The following is a 19081-nucleotide window of genomic DNA, read 5'->3' as shown; positions in this document are numbered from 1 at the left end:
CGCCTCAAAACGCCGCTAATTCGCGCATCGCTTTTTCGACTTTTTCTGGATTGATCATAAAGAATTTTTCCATCGTCGGCGCATACGGCATGGCCGGAACGTCCGGGCCGGCGAGGCGCATAATCGGCGCGTCGAGATCAAACAAACAATGCTCCGCGATAATGGCGGCGACTTCGCTCATGACGCTGCCTTCTTTATTGTCTTCCGTAATGAGCAGCACTTTTCCTGTTTTGCTCGCCGCCTCGATGATCGCTTCTTTGTCGAGCGGATAGACGGTGCGCAAATCGAGCAGATGGACAGAAATGCCGTCTTGGGCGACGCGCTCGGCCGCCTGCAAGGCAAAATGGACGCACAGCCCGTACGTGATGACCGTGATGTCATCGCCTTCACGCTTGACGTCCGCCTTGCCGATCGGAAGCACGTAGTCGTCCTCCGGCACTTCCCCTTTAATGAGGCGGTAAGCGCGTTTATGCTCGAAAAAGAGCACCGGGTCTTCGTCGCGAATCGCCGCTTTCAGCAGCCCTTTCACATCGTACGGCGTCGACGGCATGACGATTTTTAACCCAGGCTGGTTGGCGAAAATCGCTTCGACTGACTGCGAATGGTACAAAGCGCCGTGAACGCCGCCACCGTATGGGGCGCGGATGACGATCGGGCAGTTCCAGTCGTTGTTCGAGCGATAGCGGATGCGCGCCGCTTCAGAAATGATTTGGTTGACCGCCGGCATGATGAAGTCGGCAAACTGAATTTCCGCGATCGGGCGCAGACCGTACATCGCCGCGCCGATGCCGACGCCGACGATCGCCGATTCGGCAAGCGGCGTATCAATCACGCGCTCTTCGCCAAACTGCTCGTACAATCCTTGCGTCGCTTTGAACACTCCGCCTTTCCGGCCGACGTCTTCTCCTAACACAAACACGCGCGGGTCGCGCTCCATCTCTTCGCGAATTGCCATCGTGACCGCATCAATATAGGAAATAACAGGCATCGTCAAATCCCCTCCCTTACCCTTACTCCTCGGCATACACGTAGCGAAGCGCGTGCTCCGGCTCGGCGTACGGCGCCTTCTCCGCGTAGTCAGTCGCTTCGTTCACTTCCTTCATGACGCGCGCTTGAATTTCTTCATCCCGTTCATCGGTCAAAACGCCCGTTTCTTTCAAATAGTTGGCAAATGTGATGATCGGGTCTTTGGCGCGCGCTTCGGCGAGCTCTTCTTCCGTCCGATAGACGCGGTGGTCATCGTCCGACGAGTGCGACGTCAGCCGGTATGTCACGGCCTCGATGAGCGTCGGCCCTTCGCCGCGGCGGGCGCGGTCGGCCGCTTCTTTCACGACTCGGTACACTTCAAGCGGATCGGTGCCGTCGACCGTATAGCCCGGCATGCCATAGCCGATGGCGCGGTCGGACACCTTTTCGCACGCGAGTTGTTTCGAAATGGGCACGGAAATGGCGTACTTGTTGTTTTCGCACATAAAGATGACTGGGAGTTTATGAACGCCGGCGAAGTTCGCCCCTTCATGGAAGTCGCCTTGGTTCGACGACCCTTCGCCAAACGTGACGAAGGCGACAAAATCTTTCTTTTCCATTTTCGCCGCCAGCGCAAAGCCAACCGCATGCGGCACTTGCGTCGTCACGGGCGATGAACCGGTGACGATCCGGTTTTTCTTTTTCCCGAAATGCCCTGGCATTTGCCGGCCGCCGGAGTTCGGGTCTTCCGCCTTGGCAAACGCCGCCAACATCAATTCTCTCGGCGTCATGCCAAACGTCAGGACAACGCCCACATCGCGGTAATACGGCAAGACATAGTCTTTCGTCCGGTCGAGGGCGAATGCCGCGCCGACTTGCGCCGCCTCCTGCCCTTGGCATGAGATGACGAACGGAATTTTCCCCGCGCGGTTTAACAGCCACATCCGTTCATCGAGCTTGCGGGCCAAGAGCATCGTTTCATACATTTCCAACACCGTGTCATCGCTTAATCCAAGCGCCTGATGACGGTTTTGCGCCATCGCAACAACCTCCCTTAGATTCACATAGTCAACCAATGATCACGCGCCGCGCGCATACGGCGAAATCGGTTAAAAATGAATAGCTTTGCCATCGACCGCCAGCGCCGCTTCCGCCATGGCCTCTGACAGCGTCGGATGCGGATGGATCGCATGCGCCACTTCCCACGGAGCCGCATCAAGCACGCGGGCGAGACCGGCTTCGGAAATCAAATCGGTCACATGCGGCCCGACCATATGGACGCCAAGCAGATCGTCCGTGTTCCGGTCGGCGATGAGTTTCACAAACCCTTCCGCCTCACCGAACACAAGCGCCTTGCCAATGGCTTTAAACGGAAATTTGCCGACCTTGACATCATAGCCTTTCGCTTTCGCCTCTTGTTCGGTTAAGCCGACCGCCGCCGCTTCCGGACGGGTGTAAATGCAGCGTGGCACCATCGTATAGTCAATCGGCGCTGGGTTGTGCCCGGCCAAATGCTCAATGGCGACAATCCCTTCATGGGCGGCGACATGGGCCAGCTGCAGGCCGCCGATGACATCACCGATTGCGTAAATGTGCGATTCTTTCGTTTGGCCGAACTCGTTCGTTTGAATATACCCCTTCTCCACGACAATCTCGGTGTTTTCAAGACCAATTCCTTCAATGTTCGCCTGACGCCCGACGGAAACGAGCATCTTGTCGGCCGCAAACGTTTTCCGTTCGCCTTGATACTCCGCTTGGATCGTGACGCCGTTTCCTTTCTCGAGCGTTTCCGCGAGCACCCGCGCTCCTGTGACGATGTTGACGCCGCGGCGGCGGAGCAGTTTTTCCATTTCTTTTGACACGTCTTCATCTTCTGTCGGCAAAATGCGATCGGCATATTCCAGCACCGTCACGTCAACGCCGAAATCATTAAGCATGGACGCCCATTCCATGCCGATCACACCGCCGCCGACGATCAAGATGGACGAGGGGAGCGTCTCCATTTGCAACGCCTCATCCGATGTCATCACGAATTCGCCGTCCGGCTCGAGCCTCGGCAGCGTGCGCGGCCGCGAACCAGTGGCGATGACGACGAATTTCGGGACAAGCATTTCGTTTTCGCTGCCGTCGTTCATCTCAACCGACACCGTCCCCGGCAGCGGGGAAAAGATCGACGGGCCGAGCAGGCGGCCGGTGCCGGCGTACACATCGATTTTCCCTTTTTTCATCAAATGCTGCACGCCTTTGTGGAGCTGCTCAACAATCGCCGCTTTGCGCGCCTGCACTTTGGCAAAATCAAGGCGCACGCCGTCGGCGATGACGCCAAACGCCTCGCCGTTTTTCGTTTGTGCGTACACTTCGGCACTGCGAAGCAGCGCTTTGGACGGAATGCAGCCAGCGTGCAGGCACGTGCCGCCGAGCTTCCCTTTTTCCACAACGGCCGTTTTCAACCCGAGCTGCGAGGCGCGAATGGCGGCCACATAGCCACCCGTTCCTCCGCCGAGAATGACGACATCGTATTCTTTTGCCATCTTGCCTTCTCCTTTCTGTCCGTTGCCGCATCAGCGCCGGGCTGGAACCGGCGAAACGGCCTTGCCTGGATACACTTTTTCCTCTTCTTCGCCGCGCAGGACGCGAAGCGCGCCTTCAGCGAGCGCCTGCAGTTCGTTTTCGCCCGGATGGACGATGACATCGGCGATCCATTGCACGCGGCGAGTGATCTGTTCGACAAACGATTTGCCATACGCCAGTCCGCCGGTCAAAATGATGGCGTCGACTTTGCCGGAAAGCACGGCGCTTGCCGCACCGATTTCTTTCGCCACTTGGTACGCCATCGCCTCATACACGAGCTTGGCCTTTTCATCGCCGGCTTCGATCATTTTCTCGACTTTCACCGCATCATTCGTGCCAAGATAACCGACAAGGCCGCCGCCGCCGACGAGCATGTTCATGATCTCTTCGCGGTAATATTCACCAGAGAAGCATAAAGCAACCAAATCGCCCGCTGGCACCGTCCCGGCGCGCTCCGGGCTGAACGGGCCTTCGCCGTCAAGGCCGTTGTTGACATCGACGACCCTTCCTTGCTTGTGGGCGCCGACCGTGATGCCGCCGCCCATATGGGCGACGATCAAGTTCAGTTCGTCATGCCGTTTCCCAAGCTGCTTGGCGACGCGGCGCGCGACCGCCTTTTGGTTTAAAGCATGGAAAATGCTGCGCCGCTCAATGAGCGGAAATCCGCTGATCCGGGCAATTGGATCGAGTTCGTCGACAACGACCGGATCGACGATAAACGCCGGGATGTTTAAGGCCGAGGCGATCTCATGCGCCAAAATGCCGCCGAGGTTGGACGCGTGCTGGCCGGAATATCCGCGCCGCAAATCTTCAAGCATCGCCTCATTGACGCGATACGTTCCGCCTTCGATCGGACGGAGAAGCCCTCCGCGGCCGCAGACGGCGCTCAACTTCGATAAATTGATTCCTTCTTCATCCAGTGCTTGCAAAATCGTTTGCTTGCGGAACTCATACTGGTCCGCGATCGTTTTATATTGCCGAAGCACGTCCGCCTCATGGCGGATCGTTTTTTCGAGCAATGGCCGTTCGTTTTCAAAGACGCCGATCTTCGTTGAAGTCGAGCCTGGATTGATCGTTAAAATGCGAAACTTCTGCTCTTCCATCGTTGCTGTCCCTCCATCATCCGCCGGCGGGGCGGAAGGCCGCCCCTCGCCACTATTAGCGGGCGCGGCGGCGGCTTAAAATATGATGGCCGTTTTGCAAAAATTGGCTGCGCGCTTTGCGCATCGTTTCAATTCGTTCTTCGGCCATCCGGTCAGCGGCCACATACGTTGGAATGTTGTCACGCTTGGCGATGGCAAACACTTTTTCGATGTTGTCATAAATTTGCTCGATTTTTTTCATCGCCCGTTCACGGTTGTAGCCGTACAGCTCATCGGCGACGTTGATGACGCCGCCGGCGTTGATCACATAATCTGGTGCATAGACGATGCCCATTTCATGGATCATGTCGCCATGGCGCGGCTCTTTCAGCTGGTTGTTCGCCGAGCCGGCGATCACTTTCGCTTTCAGCTGCGGAATCGTTTGGTCGTTGATGATGCCGCCGAGCGCGCATGGAGCAAAAATGTCGCACTCCACGCCGTAAATGTCGTTCGGGTCGACCGCTTTCGCCCCAAATTCCTCGACCGCGCGCGCCACCGCTTCCTTGTTGATGTCGGTAACGATGAGTTTCGCTCCTTCTTCGTGCAAATGGCGGCATAAATGGTAGGCGACATTGCCAACCCCTTGGACGGCGACAACTTTTCCTTCAAGCGAATCGCTGCCAAACGCTTCCTTCGCCGCCGCTTTCATCCCGCGATATACACCGTAAGCCGTGGCCGGCGACGGGTTGCCGGATGAGCCGAATTCCGGCGAAATCCCGGTGACATAGTCCGTTTCCTGATAGATGATGTCCATATCGGCAACGGTCGTGCCGACGTCTTCCGCCGTGATGTAGCGGCCGTTCAGCCCTTGAATGAACCGGCCGAACGCGCGGAACATCGCCTCGTTTTTATCTTTGCGCGGATCGCCGATGATGACCGTCTTGCCCCCGCCTAAATTAAGGCCGGCGGCCGCGTTTTTGTACGTCATGCCGCGGGCGAGGCGCAGGGCGTCTTCAAGCGCCTCTTCTTCCGAATTGTACATCCACATGCGCGTCCCGCCGAGCGCCGGGCCGAGCGTCGTGTCATGAATGACAATGATCGCCTTCAATCCGGATTCTTTGTCTTGGCAAAACAACACTTGCTCATAATCATATTTTTCCATATATTGAAACAGTTCCATCACTGATGGCCTCCTTCATCTATATAGACTCCCATGACAAAAAGATTTCGTCACCATCGAAGGGATGAAAATGCCGCTATGTCGAACTCTGAAACCTTGCACATTTTGAAGTTCGGGTATTTTCAGGATAGATGCAACAAAGAAGTTTAACATATCCTTGACAGAAAAGTGGTTTGCCCATTTTCGACTGTCGAAGGCAAGCGTGTGGCTTGCCTCCGTCACGCCTTAGCGTGACGGAAGACCGAACAACGACTCGCTTCACAGACCCATTCATGGGTCTGGAAGCGGCGTTGTTCGGTCACTCGACAGTCGGATGCAATGACCGGCAAAGACGAAAAATGTTAAAGCTTTAAATTGCATCTATATAAGTTGAAACTTTGTTTTACATCCAGTAGAACGCCCGCTGCATTCTATCAAAATGACTTGTTATGAAGGAAAACAGAATCGAACAATCGGAAAATCTTTATTGCAACTTATATATATATTTCATTTTGCTGCCGAACAAATAGCAAGCGCCAACGAATACAGTTTGCTTTCCGCCGAGTCGGCGCGCGACGTCAACACGATCGGCGCCTTCGCCCCAGCGATGACTGCGCCGACGCGTGCGTTCGCAAAATAGACGAGTGACTTATACAGCATGTTGCCGGATTCAATGTCCGGCACAAGCAAAATATCAGCCTGTCCAGCCACTTCGCTTTCAATCCGCTTATGCTTCGCCGCCGCCAGCGACACCGCGTTGTCCAACGCAAGCGGTCCGTCAACGAGGCAATGTTCGATTTGCCCCCGCTTTTGCATCATTGCGAGCGCCGCTGCATCAAGTGTTGCCGGCATGGCCGGATTGACCGTCTCCACCGCCGCCAGCGCCGCGACTTTCGGGCGCTCGATGCCGATGGAGCGCGCGATGCTGACGGCGTTGTTGACAATTTGCACCTTTTGCTCCAAATCCGGAGCGATGTTCATCGCCGCGTCGGTGACGATGACAAATCGTTCAAACTCCGGCACCTCAAAAACAGCGACATGGGACAACACCTTCCCAGCGCGCAACCCATACTCCTTGTTCAAGACCGCTTTCAGCAGCATTGCCGTCGGCACATGCCCTTTCATCAACGCATCCGCCTCGTTCAAATGGACGGCGCGCACGGCAAGCTCTGCGGCTTGCCCGATCGAATTCGCATGAACGACATCGACGTCGGAAAAGCGGGCGCATCCTTTTTCCTTCAACAGCCGTCCGAGCCGCTCCCGATCGCCATAAAGCACAAAGCGTCCGAGACAGTGTTCGAGCGCCATCGCCACCGCTTCAATCACTTCTTCATCTTCCGCCGCCGCCACGGCCACCGTCCGGTCCTGGCATTGTCTTGCTTTTTGCACTAACGATTCAAGCTTCATCATCTGCACCAACCTTTTCTGCAAATCGTGCGGCACAGTCTTTTTATGCAAAAACTGTGCCAACCAAAAATGACTGAAAGCGCTTTAAAACACACTACCTTCGCAAACAGATATGTGCAATATTCTTCACTCCGCGCAAATTATTGCATGATATTTTTGTCAAGCCCGTATTTCTCCAGCTTGTAATATAAATTGCGCACCGAAATGCCAAGCGCCCGGGCCGCCGCTGTTTTATTGCCGCGATGGCGGCGAAGCGCCTGCTCAATCAAGCTCGCTTCGTATCGGCTCACCATTTCCTCAAGCGGCCGAATCTCCTCTTCCGTTTCCACTCGATGAGCCGGCACTGACGAAGGCGAAGCGAGCGGCGGCAAATGCGTCGCATCGATCATTACTTCATGAAATTTCATGAAAATCATCGCCCGCCCGAGCACATTTTCGAGCTCGCGGACATTTCCCGGCCAATCATAGGCAAGAAGCTTCGCCATCGCTTCATCCGTGACACCTTCGACGTTGCGCCCGTAATCTTGGTTCAGCTTTTGGATCAAATGCCGGCAAAGCGTTGGAATGTCTTCCTTGCGGGCGCGCAGCGGCGGGATGTAAATCGGCATCCGATTGAGCCGATAGTATAAGTCTTCGCGAAAGGCTCCTTCGGCAATCGCTTTTTCAAGGTTGACGTTCGTGGCGGCGATGACGCGGACGTTGATCGGAATCGGCTTCGTCCCGCCGACGCGAACGATCTCCCGCTCCTGCAAAACGCGGAGCAGCTTCGCCTGCGTGCTGGCCGACAGCTCGCCGATTTCATCGAGGAAAATGCTTCCGTTGTTTGCTTCTTCAAACAGCCCTCGCTTGCCTCCGCGCCGCGCACCGGAAAACGCTCCTTCCTCATAGCCAAACAGTTCGCTTTCCAATAATGTTTCCGGAATGGCTGCGCAGTTGACGCGGATAAACTTGTTATACTTTCGGTCGCTCGCGTTGTGAATGGCGTGGGCGAACAGCTCCTTGCCCGTCCCCGATTCCCCCCGCAGCAAAATTGTCGCCGGTGTTTTCGCCGCCAGCTTCGCCTGCTCGATGGCAACCTTCATCTCTTCCGACTCGCCGACGATGTCGGCAAACGAATATTTCGCCTCGAGCGTGCGGATGATTTGCCGCGCCCGATTGAGTTCAGCCGTCAGCCGCTGGATTTCTGACACATCATGAATGACGCCGACACTTCCTTTCAATACGCCATCAACAATAATCGGAGCGACATTGACGATGACATCCCGGTTTTTCGGTCCGACTTTCATGCGCGCCCCGCGCACCGGGCGGCGCGTTTTCAATACTTGCATATGCATGCTTTCCCCTTCGGCGATGTCGGCGGTCGCCGGTTTACCGATGACGTCTTCCTCTGTCAAACCGGTGAGCCGTGTATACGCCGGGTTGATCAAAATACCGTTCCCATTTTCATCGACGACGGAAATCGCCTCTTCCGACGAATAGATGATCGCTTCGAGCATCATGCGGACTTCTTTTAAGTCGGTGATTTCTTCCGCCAAAGCGACAAGCTCGGTGATGTCCTTGAATACCGCGAGCGCCCCAAACAGTTTGCCATTGTCATCGATGATCGGGATGCGGGTGGTGATCAATTTTTTTCCATTGGCCAGCTCCACTTCTTGATGAAACTCCGTCTGCCTCGTTTCGAGCACGCGCGGCAAGCCGCTTGACGGCAGAACGGTCAAAATATGCTTGCCGATCACTTTGTCTTTATCGACTTCAAGCAGCTCCGCCGCGCTTTGATTCATATCGGTAATGTAACCATATTCATCAACGACAATCATGCCATCGTGGGACGAATGAAAGATGAGCGCGCGCCGGGCCGCTTCGCTTTTCAATTTGGCGATGAGCGTTTCTTTTTCTTCAACGAGCTCGGCCATCATCTGCGCGACTGCACTTGGGACAATATTGGCTCCCTCTGGCGCCAATCGACGGATTTCCTCAAGGACATCCGCCCTGCCCGTCGTTTCAATGATCAAATCAAGCGGCTCGGCCATCCATGGACGCCAGTCGCTCGCAGCAGCGATGCCCCATTTTTGCGCCAGTTGCACCCCCGGAGCGTGTTCATCTACATCCACGACTGCCACGACTTCAAACCCTGATGCCCCATGGAGCAGCTTCAACAACGATGTCCCACGCGAGTCAGCGCCAATAAGCATCACTTTTTTCATGTCCATTCACCACACTTTATATCTTTATATATAAGTTGCAATAAAGATTTTCCGATTGTTCGATTCTGTTTTCCTTCATAACAAGTCATTTTGATAGAATGCAGCGGGCGTTCTACTGGATGTAAAACAAAGTTTCAACTTATATAGTATGCCAATTTTTGCAGACATTTTTATCATACTTGATTCGCTCTTTCCTTGACAAACACCCAATAACCGCTATGATAGTCGATAAGGCTACTCTTTTCGGAAAGGAACGCGATCGCGATGGGGCGAATGATTGCGCTGTTGATTTTAGTCATTCCCGGGCTTGGAGCGGCGCTTGGCATCAAATGGATGCGCGATGCGTTGTTTGGCATCAACGGGCCGCTGTTTTCTGCCTTATGGCTGCAATTTCTCGCCGGGCTCGCGCTGTTTGCCGCTGGGCTGGCGTTTCTCGGCGGTTTTTTGCTGCACCGCGACCGGAAACGCAACAAAGTGCAGGCGCGTTTTCAACGAAAACGAAAAACGCCTTGACCCGGAACGTTGATGCCTATTACACTGGGAAAACATCCATTTCAAGGCAAACAAAAAATGCCTTAACCTCTCTCGTTAAGGCGTTTTCTCTTTCCATTGCTTCGCTTGGCGAGGGTAGTCGGTGAAGACGGCGTCAACGCCATAAGCAAACATCGTTTTCATCACATTTCGCTTATTTACCGTAAACGGGCGGACCGCCACCCCGCGCCGCCGCGCTTCGGCGGCAAATTCCGCCGTCACCGTCCGATAGTGCGGATGCACCCCGTCGGCGTTCATGGCACGCACATACGTCCATGGGGCATACAGCGGCTCAATGTACAAGAGCGCCGTCTCGATTTCCGGTGCAAGCGTTCGGCAAAGGCGCATGCTATGATGATTGAACGATGACAAAATCGTCCGCTTCTCAAGCCCATAGCGGCGCACGAGGGAGATCGTTTTTTGCTCAAGCGTTTCGTAGGCGATGAGGCTATTTTTCAGCTCGATGTTGACCGCCATCCGTGTTGATGACAGCCAAGCAAGCACTTCCTCAAGATGCGGAATCGGACAATGGCCGTGTTTGCCGTCCCACATGGCCGCCGCGTTCAATCGGCGCAGTTCGCGGTACGTGATGTCTTTCACCCAGCCGCTGCCGTCCGTCGTCCGGTCGACCGTTTCGTCATGAATGACGACCACTTCGCCGTCTTTTGTGAGCTGCACATCCAATTCAATGCCGTCCGCTCCCGCTTTTTCCGCCTCGATAAACGCCGCCATCGTATTTTCCGGGTGCGTCCCCGCCGCCCCGCGGTGGGCAAAAATCAATGTCATTCTGCCTTCTTCCTTTCGCATTTATTCGCCGTTCAGCCAACAAGCTGGCCGAAACCGGCGGTCGTTCGTTATACTAAAAATAATACTATGAACAAACGAGGTGGAGATGATGCAGCCGTTGAAAATTTCGCTGGAAACAGCGCAAAAGCTGGCCAAAGCGCTCGGCGTGCCGATCGAGCAGATCATGCATATGCCGCCGCACATTTTGGTGAACAAGCTGCTGGAATTGGAGAAAAAAGAAAAAGAAAACGACCCATCTTAACCGTCTGGCCCTTGGCGGTAAAGCCGCCTCTGTGCACCACACCGGCGCAAGCCACGTTCCCCCTTTTTTCGTTCCAGCAAGCCGCCAAACGGCAAAAAAGCCGCCCCCGATTGCGGAGCGTCTTGCCGCTTTGGCTATCATTCGTTTTCCGTTACGATGCTTTATGCTCAAGCCGGAGCTTATCGGCCACCATGGCGATGAATTCCGAGTTTGTCGGCTTTGCCTTCGAGACGCTCACCGTATAGCCGAACAGCGAGGAAATCGATTCGAGGTTGCCGCGGCTCCAAGCGACTTCGATCGCATGGCGAATGGCGCGCTCGACGCGGCTGGCCGTCGTGTTGTATTTTTTCGCGATGTCCGGATAGAGCACTTTCGTGATGGAGCCGAGCAGTTCGATGTCGTGGTACACCATCGCGATCGCTTCGCGCAAGTACAGATAGCCTTTAATATGCGCCGGGACGCCGATTTCATGGATGATGCTCGTAATGCTCGCATCTAAATTTTTCGGTTTGTTGTCGCGCGCCTGGTAGGCAGAGCCGGTTTTTCTGACCATCGGCGCCGTTTTGCCATGAATCTGCCGAATGTGATGGACCAAATTCTCCATGTCGAACGGTTTTAAAATGAAGTAGGAAGCGCCGAGTTCCACTGCCTTTTTCGTGACATCCTCCTGGCCGAACGCCGTCAGCATAATGACGCTCGGCTGATGCTCACAACCTGCGCGGACTTTCTCAAGCACAGCCAACCCATCCAAGTGCGGCATAATGATGTCCAGAAGCAAAATATCCGGCCGCTTTTCCTCGAGCATATGAAGGCAGTCTTGGCCGTTATACGCCGTGCCAATCACTTCCATGTCCGGCTGACTCGAGATATATTCGTCAAGCAATGTCACCAATTCGCGGTTATCATCGGCAATGCACACCTTAATGCTCAAAACGATCGTCCTCCCCACTTTTTCTTGCTATGTAACATTCCATTAACGTACATTCGACAACAGCGGCAAAAAATCCTTTTATTTTTTAAAAAATAAAAATTATAACAAAAAACGAGCTCATTAGACAATATTCGTTTTCACCAGCGATGCGTTTGTCGAAAAATCTTTACAAATTTCATTTTAACGGATGTTTCACCAAATATCTATGCCAAACCGGCAAAATTTTTGCCGCCTTTTTTGAAAAATTTTTAGTGGCAGCCTAACCAATATGGCGGGATCAATCAAGCCGCTCACAGCATTTCGAAACATTGACCTTGGGATGATCAGGAAGAGATGAATGGTGACCAAATCATCACTCGTCATTTCACCAAATATACGCAAGAATCGAATGTTGGCTGCCGGGAAAAAGCGAGCCGACTTTGTCAGCTCGCTTTCTTTTGTTTGCCGTATAGATCGATGCCTGCCTCTTGCAGCATCCACTCAATGTGGACGCCATAGCCGGATGTCGGATCGTTCACGAAAACGTGCGTCACTGCGCCGACGAGTTTTCCATCCTGAATGATCGGACTGCCGCTCATCCCTTGGACGATGCCCCCTGTTTTCTTTAACAAGCGCGGGTCCGTGACGCGAATCACGAGGCCTTTGGTCGCCGGAAATTTCTGTGGAATGGTGCTGACAATTTCCACGTCAAACTGCTCGACTTTGTCGTTTTCCACCACTGTCAATATTTTTGCCGGTCCTTCTTTCACTTGGTTCGCCAAGGCAACCGGGATCGGTTTTGTGAACGGACCGTTCGGCAGTGGTTTGATCAGCTTGCCGAAAATGCCAAACGGGCTGTTGGTGGTGATCGTGCCGATCACTTCTTCGCCGTCGGAAAAGCGGGCTAATTTTTCACCTGGATTGCCGCTCGTCCCTTTTTCGATCGATGTGACGGTCGAGCGCATAATTTGCCCGTTTTGCACGACAATCGGCTTTTTCGTATCCATATCAGAGATGACATGGCCAAGTGCGCCATATGTTTTTGATTTGGGGTCGTAAAATGTCATCGTCCCGATGCCGGCGGCCGAATCGCGAATGTACAGGCCGATGCGGTACACATCGTCATGCTTGTCTCTCAGCGGAACGAGCTTCACCGTCATGGAGTGCTGATCGCGCAGAATTTTTAGATGAAGCGGTTTTCCCGTTTTGCCGGCCTCCTCGATGAAAGGGGAAAGGTCGCTCATGTTTTCGATTTTTTGGCCGTTAATGCCGATAATGATGTCGCCGACTTGAATGCCGGCTGCCTCTCCCGGCGATTTTTTCCCGTTCTCGGTTTCGACAATGTGGTAACCGACGACAAGAACGCCGACGGTATTGAGCTTGACGCCGATCGATTGTCCGCCGGGAATGACTTTGAGCGTCGGCAGCACGTTGACATCCACTTGCTTGATCGGCATTCCGGCAACCTGCAACATCATCGTTTCATGTCCGCGGCGTTTCGCCTTTACAGACAGAGAACCGTTTTTTCGCTCAATATTGAGCGTTTCGGGAGCGTTTCGGTCATTGACGGCCGCTTGCACGGGAAGGGAAGCGGCAGGAAATTCAACCGCATCGCCTTCAAACAGGACAAGCTGCTTCGGAATTTGCCAATATTCCTTCATCGGTTTGGAAAAAGCGATGGCCGTCAATATACCAAGGAGAAGCACTCCTGTGATTTTTCGCGCCGTTTCTTTATTCAATGTCGTCCACTCTCCTCGCTCCCGCCTACACCATGCAAAAACGGTTACAGTTTTAATTTTGCCTGAACCGGGGAAAATATAATCGCCCTGCCGATAAAAAAGCTGCCCGGAATTGGATGGACTTGCATCCGGACAGCCGCGCGGCTTTTTGCTTATCTTTATGAAACACCGTAGTTCTCTTAAGGAAAGCGGGCGCCAAGGCAGAACAGGCAGGCGGAATCGGCCCGCTTTGAGAGGGATGCGCCTCCCCTAGACGAACAGGGGAAACAGGAATCAATGTTTCATTTTCGCCGCCAGTTCCAACAGCTCTTTGGCATGCCGTTTCGTCAATTCCGTCATCTCGACGCCGGAAATCATCCGCCCGATTTCTTTCACTTTCTCCTCCTCATTGAGCTTCCTCACGACTGTTTTCGTCCGTTCCCCATCCGTCTCTTTGGCGATCAACAAGTGCGTGTCCGCCATCGCAGCGACTTGCGGCAGATGGGAAATGCAAAGCACTTGCGACTGGCTGGCGATGCGGTAAATTTTTTCCGCCATTGCCTGGGCGACGCGTCCGCTGACACCGGTGTCGACCTCATCAAAAACAATCGACGTCACTCCTTGATGTTTGGAAAAAATCGTTTTCAACGCCAGCATAATGCGCGACAGCTCGCCGCCGGAAGCGACTTTGACGAGCGGTTTTAACGGCTCGCCGACGTTCGTCGAAATGTAAAACTCGACGACATCGATGCCATCTTCTTGGAACCTAACCGGCACGCCGTCGACCAAGGGGGCGTCAAGCGATCCTTCGCGCTTGGCAAATACGATGTCAAATTTCGTTTTGTCCATGTACAAGTCTTTCAGTTCTTGATGAATGCGCTCAATCAGGCGCCGGGCATATGTTTGCCGAACAGCGGTGACGTTTTTCGCCTCCGTGAGCAACTCGTCCGTCACCAGAGCGAGCTGCTGCTTAAGCTCATGCACATGCGTTTCGCGATTTTCGATTGTCTCGATTTCCTCGGCGATCGTCTCGGCATAGTGCAAAATATCGGCGATCGTCGCCCCGTATTTTCGTTTGAGCTGCCCGATTTCCGCGAGACGGCTTTCAATGGCATCGAGCCGCTCTGGGTCGTATTCCATCTCCTCAATTTGATCGCGCAGCTTGTACATGACTTCCTCGAGCAAATAGTAGCAGTTCGCCGTCGTTTCATGCGCATCTTTGAGCGCTGCATCCATGCCTGCGACGTCATCGAGATGGCGCATCGCCTCCCCGATGGAATCAAGCCCGCGTCCCTCTCCGGAGAGGGCCTCATAGCTTTTCTGCAGCGCGGTATAAATTTTTTGAAAATTGACGATGCGAACTTTTTCCTCCATCAGCCGCTCGTCCTCGCCCGGCTCGAGCGCCGCCTGCTCGATTTCACGCAGCTGAAACGTCAGCAAATCAAGCCGGTGCGCCATTTGCTGTTCATTTTCGCTCAGCTTTTTCAATTTGTTTCCAAGCTCCTCATACCGCTCGTAGACGGCGCGGTAGCGAGCAAGCGCCTCTGCCGCCTCTAGGCCGCCGAACTCGTCTAAAAGCGGCAGATGGCGGGACGGATCCATCAGTTCTTGATGTTCATGCTGGCCGTGAATATCAACAAGCGTCGCCCCGATGTCGCGCAACACCGCCGTCGTGACGAGCTTGCCGTTAATGCGGCAGACGCTTTTGCCGTTGGCGAAAATATCGCGGCGCAACACGATCATGCCGTCGCTGGCGTCGATGCCAACGTCTGCGCATTTTTGCCAGCACGGATGGCGGTCATCATCAAGCAAAAACAGCCCTTCGATTTCCGCCTTTTCCGCTCCAAAGCGGACAAATTCAGCGGAGCCGCGTCCGCCGATCAACAAATGAATCGCGTCGATGATGATCGATTTGCCGGCTCCCGTTTCGCCGGTTAACACCGTCAGCCCTTTGTCAAACGACAACGAGAGCGACTCGATAATGGCGAAATTTTTAATCGACAGCTCGGCGAGCATTTCACCACTCCTTGCCTGTCCGATTGATTCCACTTTTGATTATAGCACGTATGTTCGGATTTGCAAACGAGGACCGCCCTGTCGTTCCGTCCTTGAACGTGGAACGGAAGCTGGGCCGGTCCTCGCCTAGAGCATGGACAACAGCTGGTCGGACACTTTTTCCGCATCTTTCGGAGTACGGCAGATGATCAGGCACGTATCGTCGCCGCAAATCGTACCGACGATTTCGTTCCATTCCAAATTGTCGAGCAAGACGCCGACGGCATGGGCGTTGCCCGGCAGCGTCCGCAACACAAGCAAGTTGCCCGTTCCGTCAAGCTTCACAAACACATCAACAAGCGCCCGCTTCAGCTTTTGCAACGGATTGAAGCGCTGGTCGGACGGAAGGCTGTACTTGTAGCGGCCGTTGGCCATCGGCACTTTGACGAGCTGCATTTCTTTAATGTCGCGCGAGACGGTCGCCTGGGTGACGTTAAAGCCAGCTTCTCTCAGCCGGTCGACAAGCTCGTCTTGCGTTTCAATGTCATGGTTCATAATGATTTCGCGAATTTTAATATGCCTTTGCCCTTTGTTCACATTGCGCCACCTCCCCGCTTTTCAAAGTGCAGAGCAGATTGTCCGTCCCGCCGACGCTATTTGCCGCTTGGCTCCACGCTCCCCGCCCGCAATCGGGCATGCGCCTCGCTCACCACGTCGGCGACGGATGCTGGCAGTCGGTTTTCTCCCTCCTGGTTTCCTCCAGGATAGGCAGCATGAAGCAAAAATTCAATATTGCCGTCGCCGCCGGTAATCGGTGAATACGTTAAATGAAGAACATCGAACCCTTCCGCACAGGCGAATTGAATGATCGATTCGAGCACTTCCTCGTGAATGTTCGGGTCGCGAACAATCCCCTTTTTGCCGACCTTTTCCTTGCCGGCTTCAAACTGCGGCTTGACGAGCGCAATCACATCGCCGCCCGGCACCATGACCGTCTTGACGACCGGCAAAATGAGCCGCAGCGAAATAAACGAGACATCGATGACAGCTACTTCCGGCAGCCCTTTCGTAAACTGATCCGGCGTCACGTAGCGGAAGTTCGTCCGCTCCATTACAACGACGCGCTCGTCTTGACGCAGCTTCCAGGCAAGCTGGTTGTAGCCGACATCGACGGCATACGTCAGCTTCGCCCCATGCTGCAAGGCGCAGTCGGTGAAACCGCCGGTCGACGCGCCGATGTCAAGAACAATTTTATTTTCCACGCGAATATGAAACTCGCGCAACGCTTTTTCCAGTTTCAACCCACCGCGGCTGACGTACGGAAGCGGGTTGCCTTTCACCTCAAGCGGAATGTCAACCGGCACTTTTTCCCCGGGCTTATCGAGTCGAACGTCGTTTGAATAGACAAGCCCGGCCATGATCGCTCGCTTCGCCTTTTCCCGCGTTTCCGCCAGCCCTCGTTCGACAAGCAGCACATCGAGCCGTTCTTTTTTTCCTTTCATGTCTCAAGCCCTTTTCTGTTTTCTTGGCACCATCGTTTTGATGCGGTCGATGATATGGGTCGACGTCAGCCCGATTTCATTGAGCAGCTCGCTGACGCTTCCATGTTCGATAAAGCGGTCCGGGATGCCCATCCGTTCGATGACCGCTCCGTGATAACCATGATCATGAGCAAACTCCAACACAGCACTGCCAAAGCCGCCTTGCAGCACCGCCTCTTCGACCGTTAAGATCGGCAGGCGGCTCTCAAGCAGTTCGTGAAGCATCGCCACGTCCATCGGCTTCAAAAAGCGAGCGTTGACGACTTTCACCGATATGCCGTCTTTCGCCAGCTCGTCGGCCGCCTTAAGCGCCATCGAAATCGTCGTGCCAAACGTCAAAATCGCCGCATCGCAGCCGTCGCGCAACACTTCCCACGTGCCGATTGGGATTTCTTTCAGCTCCTCATCAAGCGGTACGCCAAGCCCGTTGCCGCGCGGGAAACGCATGGCGATTGGCCCGTCGTCGTAGCGGATGGCGGTGTACACCATGTGCTGTCCTTCGTTTTCGTCTTTTGGCATCATCAACACCAAATTCGGCACATGGCGCAAAAAGGCGATGTCAAACACCCCTTGGTGCGTTTCGCCGTCCGCCCCGACCAACCCAGCACGGTCAATGGCGAAAAAGACATTTAAGTTTTGCCGGCATACATCATGGACGACTTGGTCATAGGCGCGCTGCAAAAATGTCGAATAAATGGCCAAAAACGGTTTCATCCCTTGCGTCGCCAATCCAGCCGCGAGCGTTGTCGCGTGCTGCTCGGCGATGCCAACATCAAACATCCGATCTGGAAACTCGCTTGCAAACCCTTCCAGTTTCGAGCCGACCGGCATCGCCGGCGTAATCGCGACGATGCGCGGGTCGGTGCGAGCGAGCCGGCGCACGGTTTCGCTGACAAGCGCGCTCCATGACGGACCGGCCTCTTTCGTTTTGACAAAAGCGCCGGTTTCGATTTTGTACGGCCCTGTGCCGTGCCATGTGCCGACTTTGTCGTTTTCCGCCGGACTGTATCCTTTCCCTTTCTTCGTGATGACATGCACAAGCACCGGACCTTTCATCTTTTTCGCATAGCGCAAGTTCTCAAGCAAATCCTCAAAATCGTGGCCGTCGACCGGGCCTAAATACGTAAACCCGAGCTCTTCGAAAAACACGCCGGAGACAAGCAAATATTTCAAGCTGTCTTTCAGCCGCTCGGCCGTCGCCGCCAGCTTGCCGCCGACCGCTGGGATGCGCTTGAGCAGCAGCTCCAGTTCATCTTTCACCCACTGGTATTTGCCGGCGGTGCGCAATCGACCGAGGATGTTGTGCAACGCGCCGACGTTCGGGGCGATCGACATTTCATTGTCGTTTAAGATGACAATCATATCCGTTTTCTCATGCCCGATATGGTTGAGCGCCTCAAGCGCCATGCCGCCGGTGAGCGCCCCGTCGCCGATGATCGGCACGATGTATTCATCCGTCCCTTTCAAATCACGGGCGATCGCCATTCCCATCGCCGCCGACAGCGACGTCGAGCTATGGCCCGTTTCCCACACGTCATGCTCGCTTTCGCTCCGTTTCGGGAACCCGGACAGCCCCTTGTATTGGCGAAGCGTGTCAAACGCGACGGCGCGTCCGGTCAAAATTTTATGCACGTATGACTGGTGTCCGACATCCCAAATGAGCTTGTCTTTTGGGCTGTCGAATTCGCGGTGGAGGGCGATCGTCAGCTCGACGACCCCTAAGTTTGGGCCGATATGTCCGCCCGTTTTCGACAACTTCTCAATTAAAAACCGCCGAATCTCGGCGCTTAACCGTTTCAGCTCAGGAATGGACATGTTTTTGACAACGCGCGGATGGTCAATTTTTATCAAGTCCAACAAAGATCACTCGCTTTCATTCTGTCGTTCTCCGAGCCGTTTCTCCTCGTACAGGTAGTATTATTATACATGATCCGGCGCGAAAAATCGAC

16 protein-coding genes are annotated in these 19081 nt (G+C 54.3%); 2 read left to right on the top strand and 14 right to left on the bottom strand.

Features of this window, described 5'->3' with window-relative positions:
• Positions 1 to 4: 4 nt before the first annotated feature.
• From CD000_RS03800 to CD000_RS03765, 7 genes are all read right to left on the bottom strand, one after another.
• Positions 5 to 988 (bottom strand): alpha-ketoacid dehydrogenase subunit beta, encoded by a 984-nt coding sequence (locus tag CD000_RS03800; protein WP_096224931.1) that lies wholly within the window; start codon positions 986 to 988, stop codon positions 5 to 7.
• A 22-nt stretch (positions 989 to 1010) separates the two neighbouring features.
• Entirely contained in the window at positions 1011 to 2006 is a 996-nt protein-coding gene (locus tag CD000_RS03795; protein WP_096224930.1) for a thiamine pyrophosphate-dependent dehydrogenase E1 component subunit alpha, read from the bottom strand.
• Between the two features lie 69 nt (positions 2007 to 2075).
• Positions 2076 to 3497 (bottom strand): dihydrolipoyl dehydrogenase, encoded by a 1422-nt coding sequence (gene lpdA / locus CD000_RS03790; RefSeq protein WP_096224929.1) that lies wholly within the window; start codon positions 3495 to 3497, stop codon positions 2076 to 2078.
• A 30-nt stretch (positions 3498 to 3527) separates the two neighbouring features.
• Positions 3528 to 4640 (bottom strand): butyrate kinase, encoded by a 1113-nt coding sequence (buk, locus tag CD000_RS03785; RefSeq protein WP_096224928.1) that lies wholly within the window; start codon positions 4638 to 4640, stop codon positions 3528 to 3530.
• 55 nt (positions 4641 to 4695) lie between these two features.
• Positions 4696 to 5799 carry a leucine dehydrogenase gene (locus tag CD000_RS03780; RefSeq protein WP_011231863.1) on the bottom strand — a complete coding sequence of 368 codons (1104 nt, stop codon included), beginning with the start codon at positions 5797 to 5799 and terminating at the stop codon, positions 4696 to 4698.
• Between the two features lie 486 nt (positions 5800 to 6285).
• Positions 6286 to 7185, bottom strand: coding sequence for a phosphate butyryltransferase (yqiS, locus tag CD000_RS03770; RefSeq protein WP_096226225.1), 900 nt, complete (start codon positions 7183 to 7185; stop codon positions 6286 to 6288).
• Positions 7186 to 7325: 140 nt separating this feature from the next.
• Positions 7326 to 9389, bottom strand: a complete 2064-nt coding sequence (locus CD000_RS03765; RefSeq protein WP_096224927.1) for a sigma-54 interaction domain-containing protein — start codon at positions 9387 to 9389, stop codon at positions 7326 to 7328.
• A gap of 264 nt (positions 9390 to 9653) precedes the next feature.
• Here CD000_RS03765 and CD000_RS03760 point away from each other — a divergent pair, with 264 nt between their 5' ends.
• On the top strand, positions 9654 to 9902 hold the full coding sequence (locus CD000_RS03760) for a DUF2627 domain-containing protein (protein WP_011231866.1): 249 nt from the start codon (positions 9654 to 9656) through the stop codon (positions 9900 to 9902).
• Positions 9903 to 9977: 75 nt separating this feature from the next.
• Here CD000_RS03760 and CD000_RS03755 read toward each other — a convergent pair whose 3' ends face one another.
• Positions 9978 to 10706 (bottom strand): glycerophosphodiester phosphodiesterase, encoded by a 729-nt coding sequence (locus CD000_RS03755; RefSeq protein WP_011231867.1) that lies wholly within the window; start codon positions 10704 to 10706, stop codon positions 9978 to 9980.
• A 109-nt stretch (positions 10707 to 10815) separates the two neighbouring features.
• On the opposite strand from CD000_RS03755, the gene CD000_RS03750 reads away from it, so the two are divergent.
• Positions 10816 to 10968, top strand: coding sequence for a YycC family protein (locus tag CD000_RS03750; protein ID WP_011231868.1), 153 nt, complete (start codon positions 10816 to 10818; stop codon positions 10966 to 10968).
• Positions 10969 to 11119: 151 nt separating this feature from the next.
• Here the strand turns inward: CD000_RS03750 and spo0A are convergent, their stop codons facing one another.
• The 6 genes from spo0A to dxs form a co-directional block, all read right to left on the bottom strand.
• Positions 11120 to 11899, bottom strand: a complete 780-nt coding sequence (spo0A, locus tag CD000_RS03745) for a sporulation transcription factor Spo0A (RefSeq protein ID WP_011231869.1) — start codon at positions 11897 to 11899, stop codon at positions 11120 to 11122.
• Between the two features lie 422 nt (positions 11900 to 12321).
• Positions 12322 to 13617 (bottom strand): SpoIVB peptidase, encoded by a 1296-nt coding sequence (spoIVB, locus tag CD000_RS03740; RefSeq protein WP_096224926.1) that lies wholly within the window; start codon positions 13615 to 13617, stop codon positions 12322 to 12324.
• A gap of 273 nt (positions 13618 to 13890) precedes the next feature.
• Positions 13891 to 15612 (bottom strand): DNA repair protein RecN, encoded by a 1722-nt coding sequence (gene recN, locus CD000_RS03735; RefSeq protein ID WP_011231871.1) that lies wholly within the window; start codon positions 15610 to 15612, stop codon positions 13891 to 13893.
• Positions 15613 to 15738: 126 nt separating this feature from the next.
• The gene (ahrC, locus tag CD000_RS03730; RefSeq protein WP_096224925.1) at positions 15739 to 16188 is read right to left on the bottom strand and encodes a transcriptional regulator AhrC/ArgR; all 450 of its coding nucleotides are present in this window, start codon (positions 16186 to 16188) and stop codon (positions 15739 to 15741) included.
• Between the two features lie 56 nt (positions 16189 to 16244).
• Positions 16245 to 17093, bottom strand: a complete 849-nt coding sequence (locus CD000_RS03725) for a TlyA family RNA methyltransferase (RefSeq protein WP_096224924.1) — start codon at positions 17091 to 17093, stop codon at positions 16245 to 16247.
• Positions 17094 to 17096: 3 nt separating this feature from the next.
• Positions 17097 to 18989: a 1-deoxy-D-xylulose-5-phosphate synthase gene (gene dxs / locus CD000_RS03720; RefSeq protein ID WP_096226224.1), complete on the bottom strand. Its 1893-nt coding sequence runs from the start codon at positions 18987 to 18989 to the stop codon at positions 17097 to 17099.
• Positions 18990 to 19081 lie beyond the last annotated feature (92 nt).

This window comes from Geobacillus sp. FJAT-46040, from assembly GCF_002335725.1.
Lineage (GTDB): Bacteria > Bacillota > Bacilli > Bacillales > Anoxybacillaceae > Geobacillus > Geobacillus thermoleovorans.
Note: the sequence above shows the minus strand (reverse complement) of the source record. Positions and strands in the feature narration are given on the sequence as shown.